This is a genomic window from Geobacter sp., assembly GCA_009684525.1.
Classification (GTDB): domain Bacteria; phylum Desulfobacterota; class Desulfuromonadia; order Geobacterales; family DSM-12255; genus Geoanaerobacter.
On record WKKR01000008.1, the window covers coordinates 99,714 to 107,537 of the forward strand.

Genomic DNA, 7,824 nt, shown 5'->3' on the forward strand with positions numbered 1-7,824 from the left:
CAGAGACCTCGTGCGGTAGTGAAGTGTCGGCTTCATTCTGTCGGCACTCTGCGCAACCCCGGATGCTGCGGGATGCCTGAGCGTGAATCATCGCAAAAAAAGCGATGCGGGGCAAGCATTCACGCACGTGTATTGTTTATTTTTAATAATTCGTCCGGAATTGCCCACTGGGCGGGGTCTGGCAAAAATCTCTCGGAGAAGGTCGTTATCCAGTGCTGCGCGAGAAGCCCAAGAGTGGCTAAAACCCCGGATGGCGGGCTCCCGTTAGCCGTTGACAGAGGCGCTCGCATCCATTATACTGACCCCTCCTCGGGCGGCTGCACTACCCTGCGGTGCGACGAAAGAGTCCTTATGCAGAGCATTGGTATCATAATCTTGGCGATGTTGCTGGCCTTTCCGGCACTGGCGCCGGCCGGGACGTCACGGTTGGCAGCGCTGACGTCGGAGACCGGTGCGCCGTCCCTGGGGGAGTTGCCGGCAGTCGACGGCCGTCCCGACCGATCGACGACCCGCCTGGCTGCGCTGGGGCGCGAACGGCAGCTCCATCAGGCTCTGGAACTCGCCCCCTCCGATTTCTTCGTCCAGGACGAACTGGTCGAGGCCGAGCCGGAGATCGAGCTGACCCTCCCCGAGAATGAACTCCCTGATTCCGATATCCCCCTGACCTTCAACAGCAAGGTCGAGTATTTCATCTCCTTTTTCCAGGGGAGCGGCCGCAGTTCCTTTACCCGCTGGCTTTCCCGCTCCGAACGCTATATCCCGATGATGAAGGAGGTCCTGAAGAAGAACGGCCTCCCGGAAGACCTGGTCTACCTGGCCATGATCGAGAGCGGTTTTTCGCCCCACGCTTACTCGGTCGCCGCGGCGGTCGGCCCCTGGCAGTTCATGTCCGCCACCGGGAAACGCTATTCCCTTCGCATCAACCCGTGGATCGACGAGCGGCGCGATCCCCTCAAGTCATCCGTTGCTGCGGCTTTGTATCTCAAGGAGCTCTACGACCTGTTCAACAAGGACTGGTACCTGGCTGCGGCTGGCTACAATGCCGGCGAGAACAAGATCCTGCGCGCCATCGACATGTACAACAGTCGGGACTTCTGGCAGCTCTCCCGTGGCTCCTATCTCAAGCGCGAAACCAAGGATTACGTGCCGAAGCTTCTGGCTGCGGCCATTATCGCCAAAGACCCGGCGCGTTACGGTTTTGCCGATATTGCCTATCTCCCGGCCATCGAAGTCGATACCGTGGTTATCCCGTCCCGCACCGACCTGGAGGTCATCTCCCGGCTGATCGACGTCCCCTACCAGGCGCTCAAGGAGTTGAACCCCGAACTCCGCCGCTGGTGCACCCCCCCGGATTATCCCGATTATGAACTGAAGATCCCCCTGGGCAAGAAGGCCCTGTTCGAGGCCGAATACGCCAAGCTGCCGGAGGGTGAGCGCTTCACCGAGAAGGTCGTCTATGCGCGCTACAAGTTGAAGCGCAAGGAAACCCTTGCCACTGTTGCCAAGCGCTACAGCACCACGGTCGAGCATCTGACCGAATTGAACCACCTGAAGAAGAAGTCCCGCCTGCGCGGCAAGTCGATCCTCGTGCCGGTGGTGGCGCAGAACGGTCCGCAGGTTGCCGTGGCTTCTGCTGACAAGCCGGCAAGGGCAAAGAAAAGTTCCCGCGAGTTCAAGAAGTACTACACGGTCAAGCGGGGGGATACCCTCTATTCCCTGGCCCGCCGGTTCAAGGTTTCCGAGAAGATCCTCTCAGCATGGAATAATCTGAAGGGGAAGGTGGCGCTCAGGGCCGGCCGGCGCATCATTATTGCCAAGTACGTGGAAAAAGGCGGCGAGATGATGCCGGTGGGGGGGTAATGCCCGCCCGTGGCGGCCCGTGGCTGTAACCGGCACTGCACACATGCAGCACATGTAATGTTGTATCACTTCAATATTTCTGAGAGGGATTTTTCATGTACAACCTGCTGATCTCCTGCGGCGTCGCCGTGCTCCTCTTCCTGCTCCTGAAGTTCGCTGCCGGCCTCTACTGGCTGATGTCCCTGCTCATTGCCACCCTTGCCTTCATGGGGGTGTTCTACTTCCTTTCCCGCTATATCATGAAGAAGGTCGCTGCCGTTATGGATACCGCCACCAAGGACCTGCAGGCACAGCGGGTGGAAAAGGGGATCCGCGAGTTGAAGGGGGCCTTCAAGTACGCCAAGTGGCAGATCTATCTGGAGGGGCAGTTGAACGCCCAGATCGGCAGCATCTACTACATGCGGCGCGACTTTTCCAATGCCTTCCCCTACCTGGAGAAGTCCTTCTTCAAGAACTGGGTTTCCATGGGGATGCTGGCCATCACCTACATGAAACGGAACAAGCCGGAAACGATGCGCTCGACCTTTGAGAAGGCGGTGCAGGGTTCTCCCAAGGAGCCCCTCCTCTGGAGCCTGTATGCCTACTGCCTCTGCGAGATCAACGACCAGGAAGGGGCCAAGTCGATCCTGGAGAAGGGGTTGAAGAAGATCCCCGGCAACGAGTCGCTGAAGTCCAACCTGGAACTGCTGCGCGAAGGGAAGAAGATGAAGATGCGCCAGTTCGGCGATATGTGGTTCCAGTTCCACCTGGAGAGCGTCGGCGCCATCCAGAAGCACCATGCCTCAGCCATGGGCGCTCCCCGACGACGGGTGATCAGGAAGTAACCCCACTGACTCCGCGGTGGCGGGGAGGAAATGGCAGCATTCCCCCCCGCCTCTGTTTCGTGCAGCGCGGCCAACCGTTTTCCCCTCCGGGCAGCCGCAGTTCTGAGCCCTGCAGGGCTGCCCGCGTTGACTTTTCCCCTCCGGCTGCTACACTGAATCTGCATCGGAAGCGGATATGACCGACCTGCTGAAGACCCTCGCCGTTCTTTCTCTCATCTTTTTCCTGCTCCGCCGACGGGTATTCATCGGTACGGTCATGGCGGCAGGCTCGCTCGTCCTGGCACTCCTCTATGTCACTCCACCTGCGCTCTTTCTCAAAGGGGTCTACCTGGCACTGTTCTCACCACGTGCCCTGGAGATGACCAGCATGCTGATCTGCACCATGATCATGGAGAACATCATGCGGCGGACCGGCACCATGCGGGAGATGGTGACCAGCGTTGCCGGGATCTTCCCTGACCGCCGATTCGTGATGGCAGCCATGCCGGCGACCATCGGGCTTCTGCCGTCGGTCGGCGGCGCGGTCTTTTCCGCTCCCATGGTGGCGGAAGCTGCCGAGGGGCTGGCGATCCAGGGAGAGCAGAAGGCGTTCATCAACTACTGGTATCGCCACATCTGGGAGTATGTCTCTCCGCTCTACCCCGGCATCATCCTGGTTTCGGGGATGACCGGCCGCAGTTTCCGCGATCTTGCCCTTGCCCATGCACCCTATGCCGTGGCGGTCGTTCTCGTCGGGGTCTTTTTCTGCTTCCGCGGCGTGCCGTCCGACGGGGTTGTTTCGCGGGGCGAAGCGCCGCTTCGGTCGGCGATAACGTTTGTACTGGCCATTTCTCCCATCGTGCTGGCCCTGGTCCTGGTGGTGATCGTTCGCGTCAATCCGGGGCTGGCCCTGGGAGGCGCGGTGCTGGTCCTTCTGCTCTGGCACCGCTATACGCCGGCGCGGATCGTTGAGACGCTCCGGGAGAGCGTTTCGTTCAAGGCGGTTTTCCTGGTGGCTGGTGTACTTCTCTTCCAGGAGACCCTTGAGGCGACCGGCGCGTTGCACGGGGTTTCGGACTTTCTTGCCGGCAGCGGCCTGCCGATGCTGCCGCTCATCATGGCGATCCCTTTCCTGGCCGGCATGATGACCGGCCTTACCGTGGCCTTTGTCGGGATCACCTTCCCGTTCCTGCTCCCGCTCATGAGCGAGGGGGGGGTAGTCGGTCCGGGGCTTCTGGCGCTGGCCTTCGGCAGTGGGTTCTGCGGGGTGATGCTCTCTCCCTTGCATCTCTGCCTGATCCTGTCCGGAGAATACTTCAATGCGGATTTCGGCACAGTCTTCCGCCGTCTTCCCATCCCGTCCGCCCTGGTCCTGGCATCGGGCTTTATCACGTGGTACCTCTATTCGTGAAAGGAGAACAAACATGAACACACTGCAGCGTCTTCTCATTCTGGTGGCGGTCCTCTCCCTTGCCCTCGGCGGTTGCGTCTCCAGCGGCAAATACCAGTTGAAGGAGCAGGAAGCGACCCATCTGGGGAGCGAACTTGCCGATCTCAAGCAGAAATATGCCGATCTCACCACGGCGAATGATGGCCTGAAGGCAGAGATTGCCAAGCTCAATAACAACGTGTCAACGCTGACCTCTGAAAAGGAAAGACTGGCCGCTGACAACAAGGACCTGAACGATGTCCTGAAGGCCAAGTCCGATACCCTGTCCAAGAACATTGCCGACCTGCGCCAGAAGGTGGCCGACCTGGAAACGGAGAACGGCCGGTTGAAGCAGGAGATCGCCACGCTCCAGAAGGCCAAGGAGGAAAAGGTCCAGGAGGTGAGCAAGACCTATGAGCAGTTGATGGACAAGATGAAAAACGAGATCTCCCAGGGGCAGGTCACCATCTCCGAACTCAAGGGGAAGCTGACCGTCAACATGGTTGACGCGATCCTGTTCGATCTCGGCAAGGCCGAGGTCAAGCCCGAGGGTCTGGTGGTCCTGCAGAAGGTGGTCGATATCCTCAAAGGGGTGCAGGACAAGGCGATCAGGATCGAGGGGCACACGGACAACAACCCGATCGTCGGCAACCTGGCCAAAAAGTATCCGACCAACTGGGAACTGTCGGCGGCCAGGGCCATCAATGTCACGCGCTATCTGCAGCAGCAGGGGATCGATCCGCTCAATCTGGCGGCGGTGGCCTACGGCGAGTACAAGCCGGTTGCCGACAATGACACTCGCGAGGGGCAGGCAAAGAACCGCTGCATCGAGATCATTCTGGTGGCCAAGGACTGATGACCCGCAAGAAGGGAAAAACGGTCAAGGCAAAGGCCAAGGAGTTCTCTGCACGGCCCTTTTCCGCCATCAAGGGGCTGCAGGTGGAACAGGCTGCTCCGCCTGCACCTGCTCCACTTGTCCCCGCGAAAGGCGTGGAGAAGAGCGAGTTGGACGACGATGCCCTGTTCCTTCGGGAGATGGCCGGTCTGAAACGGGTCAGGCCGGCAGGTACGGGGGAGATGGAGAGGAGGAAGGCTCCGGCCCCTGACGGGCCGGTATCGCCCCAGGTCCCGGTGGAGGAGCGCAGGCTCTTCCTGGATACGGTGAAGAGCCTCAAGCTCGATGTCCGCTTTTCCGACGAACTTCCGCCGGGTGAAAAGGGGGGGCGCCGGGTTGCCGTCAACCGGCTTCGCCAGCTGCAGCGGGGGCTCATCCGCATCGACCTGGAACTTGACCTGCACGGTCTGACCCGTGAAGAGGCGCTGCAGAGCCTGGCCGCCTTCATTGGCGGTGCTTACCGGCGGGGGCAGCAGGCCGTGCTGGTGATCACCGGCAAGGGGAACAATTCGCCCGCCGAACCGGTGCTCCTGACCGCAGTTGCAGGCTGGCTGCGCGAACAGGGGAAGGGAATGGTGGCCGAATTTGCTCCTGCGCCGCGCCAGTTGGGAGGCGAAGGCGCCTACGTGGTCTTTCTGAAGGCAGTGAAAAAAGAAGCGTAAAACGACAGGAGGGGATATGGATCGACGCGCATTCCTGAAAACCGCTGGCTTGGCGACTCTTGCCGCGCAACTGTCGCCACAGGAACTGTTGGCAGCACCGGGGCCGGTGGTGGCGATCGCCGAGGGGAAGGACTATGCCCGGATCACCCGCGAGGCGGTCGGAGCGCTGGGAGGGATGAAACGTTTCGTCAAGAAGAACGACGTGGTGGTGGTGAAGCCGAACATGGGCTGGGACCGGAATGCGTCCCAGGGGGCGAACACCCATCCCCAGGTGGTGCGTGCCCTGGTGGAAGAGGCCCTTGCCGCTGGGGCGAAGCGGGTCAAGGTCTTCGACCGGACCTGCAACGACGAGCGACGCTGCTACGTCAACAGCGGCATAGAACCGATTCTGAAGGGGCTGAAAAACGTTGAGGTCAAATACCTGGAGGACGAGCGCTTCAAGAAGGTGACCTTGAACGGCAAGGCCCTCCGGGAGTGGGAGCTGTATGGCGAGGCGCTTTCCGCCGACGTCTACATCAATGTGCCGGTGGCGAAACACCACGGCTTGGCGAAACTGACCCTTGGCCTCAAGAACGTCATGGGGATCATGGGGGGGAATCGCGGCAGCATCCACAAGCAGATTGATGTGGCGCTGGCCGACATCAATGCGGTCTTCAAGAGCCATCTCACCGTCATCGACGCCACGCGCATCCTGACGGCCCACGGCCCGCTCGGGGGAAACCTGAAGGACGTCAAGGTGCTCAACAAGGTGATCGCCTCCACCGACATCGTCGCAGCCGACGCCTACGCCACCACCCTGTTCGGCATGCGGCCCGAAGAGATCCCGATCACGGTGGCTGCCTTCAAACGGGGGATCGGCGAGATGCGGCTGGATCGGATCAGGATCGTCAAGGCGTGAATCGTATGCCCTGACCTCAGGTAACGCTGGGTATTTGGGGGACGTAATACTCATTTTGGGGGCGGCCTTTAATTGCATGGATGTCCCCCGAATCCCCTCGTCCGGAACGCCTCCGGGCGGGCTTTCAGCAGCAACATACCAGACGTGCAAAAGGCACGGAGCTACGGCTTCCGCGCCTTTTTTGCGTCCGGGCACCTTTCCGCCGAGAGCGGCTGCGCGGATCGCCCGTTCCAGGCCGTAATATTTGGGAAGAGAACACCATGCTGCTCATGAAAAAATGTCAGTTAGCGTGATGCAAACAATGCCATATTTGGAATCTGGGCAGAATGTGCTGTCACAAGCCTTTGATATGACAGATACCGGTATGGAACTGACCAGCATGTGACTGTAAATATGATACTTTTGCCAGAAAAACCCGTTGCCAAACGGCAGGAGGTGGTGTAGTACTTCTCAGTAAACTGCGGAAAGCCTGTGGGGCTGGGTTTTGAAGTTGATAGTTCGAGAGTCACGTTGCCATCCTGGATGCCAGCCCCCGGAAACCCGCGCGATTGAAAACCTGACGGGACGTGAGTTGAAGATAAAGCCCGCAGGAAGGCCCTCTAAGTCAGCATAATGGGTATTGTGTCCCGCGATTATGCATAATGGGTATTGTGTCCCCCGATCATGCGCCGAAATCGTTGAGCGAGAACATGAAGAAAGAAGGAATTATGCGAAATTTCATGGCGATAGCTTTCCTGTTTGTGGCCGTGAACGCTTACGCAGACGGATATATGCTTAAAGCAGGACGATTCCCCGAGGGAAAGGTGACAGTTCTGACCCTAACGACCGAGCAGCAGCAGCTGATCGACCTGGATCGCCGGTGCAGAAAGAACAAATATACCCCCTATATTTTCCGACTTACTCCAGAACAAAGTGAACGACTGCGAAAAGAGGCTGGATCAAGCCCAAAGAGATTTGCCATTTTTGAGAGTTATCAGGGAGATCGAGGCATAGACATTGAGTTTAATGTCATAAATCGATTCAATGAAAAAACCATTGAAATACCTCACAAGTTACTGATTCCAGAGCGTCAACTTCGTGACTGGGAAAGGAATACCATGGGGTGGGAACCGAACCCACTGGACAAACCAGGAATAGCAAAATTGGTGACTGGTAAGTGTCCTTAGGGGTGAATTCGGGGGGGTGAATTCGGGGGACACAATACCGATTTCACCTTGGTGAATTCGGGGGACATCCATGATAAGTAAAGTCAAGGGGAAAACGGAGATTTCCCATAA

General features: G+C 58.8%; 7 protein-coding genes. All 7 read left to right on the forward strand.

Annotation, left to right across the window (positions count from 1 at the left end; all coding sequences use genetic code 11):
- The first annotated feature begins 351 nt into the window (after positions 1–351).
- On the forward strand, positions 352–1,860 hold the full coding sequence (locus GJT30_18565) for a transglycosylase SLT domain-containing protein (GenBank protein MSM41624.1): 1,509 nt from the start codon (positions 352–354) through the stop codon (positions 1,858–1,860).
- Between the two features lie 95 nt (positions 1,861–1,955).
- Positions 1,956–2,684 carry a hypothetical protein gene (locus tag GJT30_18570; GenBank protein ID MSM41625.1) on the forward strand — a complete coding sequence of 243 codons (729 nt, stop codon included), beginning with the start codon at positions 1,956–1,958 and terminating at the stop codon, positions 2,682–2,684.
- 175 nt (positions 2,685–2,859) lie between these two features.
- Positions 2,860–4,074, forward strand: coding sequence for a DUF401 family protein (locus GJT30_18575; protein ID MSM41626.1), 1,215 nt, complete (start codon positions 2,860–2,862; stop codon positions 4,072–4,074).
- A 13-nt stretch (positions 4,075–4,087) separates the two neighbouring features.
- Positions 4,088–4,948, forward strand: a complete 861-nt coding sequence (locus tag GJT30_18580) for an OmpA family protein (GenBank protein MSM41627.1) — start codon at positions 4,088–4,090, stop codon at positions 4,946–4,948.
- Complete coding sequence (locus GJT30_18585) at positions 4,948–5,649, forward strand: DNA mismatch repair protein MutS (protein ID MSM41628.1); 702 nt, start codon at positions 4,948–4,950, stop codon at positions 5,647–5,649. The genes GJT30_18580 and GJT30_18585 overlap by 1 nt, the downstream gene beginning before the upstream one ends.
- A 16-nt stretch (positions 5,650–5,665) precedes the next feature.
- Positions 5,666–6,547, forward strand: a complete 882-nt coding sequence (locus GJT30_18590; protein ID MSM41629.1) for a DUF362 domain-containing protein — start codon at positions 5,666–5,668, stop codon at positions 6,545–6,547.
- 689 nt (positions 6,548–7,236) lie between these two features.
- Positions 7,237–7,713 (forward strand): hypothetical protein, encoded by a 477-nt coding sequence (locus GJT30_18595; protein MSM41630.1) that lies wholly within the window; start codon positions 7,237–7,239, stop codon positions 7,711–7,713.
- Positions 7,714–7,824 lie beyond the last annotated feature (111 nt).

What these genes read in the sequence shown, in the direction of transcription:
- GJT30_18565 (MSM41624.1), top strand. Translation starts at nt 352, where the DNA reads ATGCAGAGCATTGGTATCATAATCTTGGCGATGTTGCTGGCCTTTCCG.
- GJT30_18570 (MSM41625.1), top strand. Translation starts at nt 1,956, where the DNA reads ATGTACAACCTGCTGATCTCCTGCGGCGTCGCCGTGCTCCTCTTCCTG.
- GJT30_18575 (MSM41626.1), top strand. Translation starts at nt 2,860, where the DNA reads ATGACCGACCTGCTGAAGACCCTCGCCGTTCTTTCTCTCATCTTTTTC.
- GJT30_18580 (MSM41627.1), top strand. Translation starts at nt 4,088, where the DNA reads ATGAACACACTGCAGCGTCTTCTCATTCTGGTGGCGGTCCTCTCCCTT.
- GJT30_18585 (MSM41628.1), top strand. Translation starts at nt 4,948, where the DNA reads ATGACCCGCAAGAAGGGAAAAACGGTCAAGGCAAAGGCCAAGGAGTTC.
- GJT30_18590 (MSM41629.1), top strand. Translation starts at nt 5,666, where the DNA reads ATGGATCGACGCGCATTCCTGAAAACCGCTGGCTTGGCGACTCTTGCC.
- GJT30_18595 (MSM41630.1), top strand. Translation starts at nt 7,237, where the DNA reads ATGAAGAAAGAAGGAATTATGCGAAATTTCATGGCGATAGCTTTCCTG.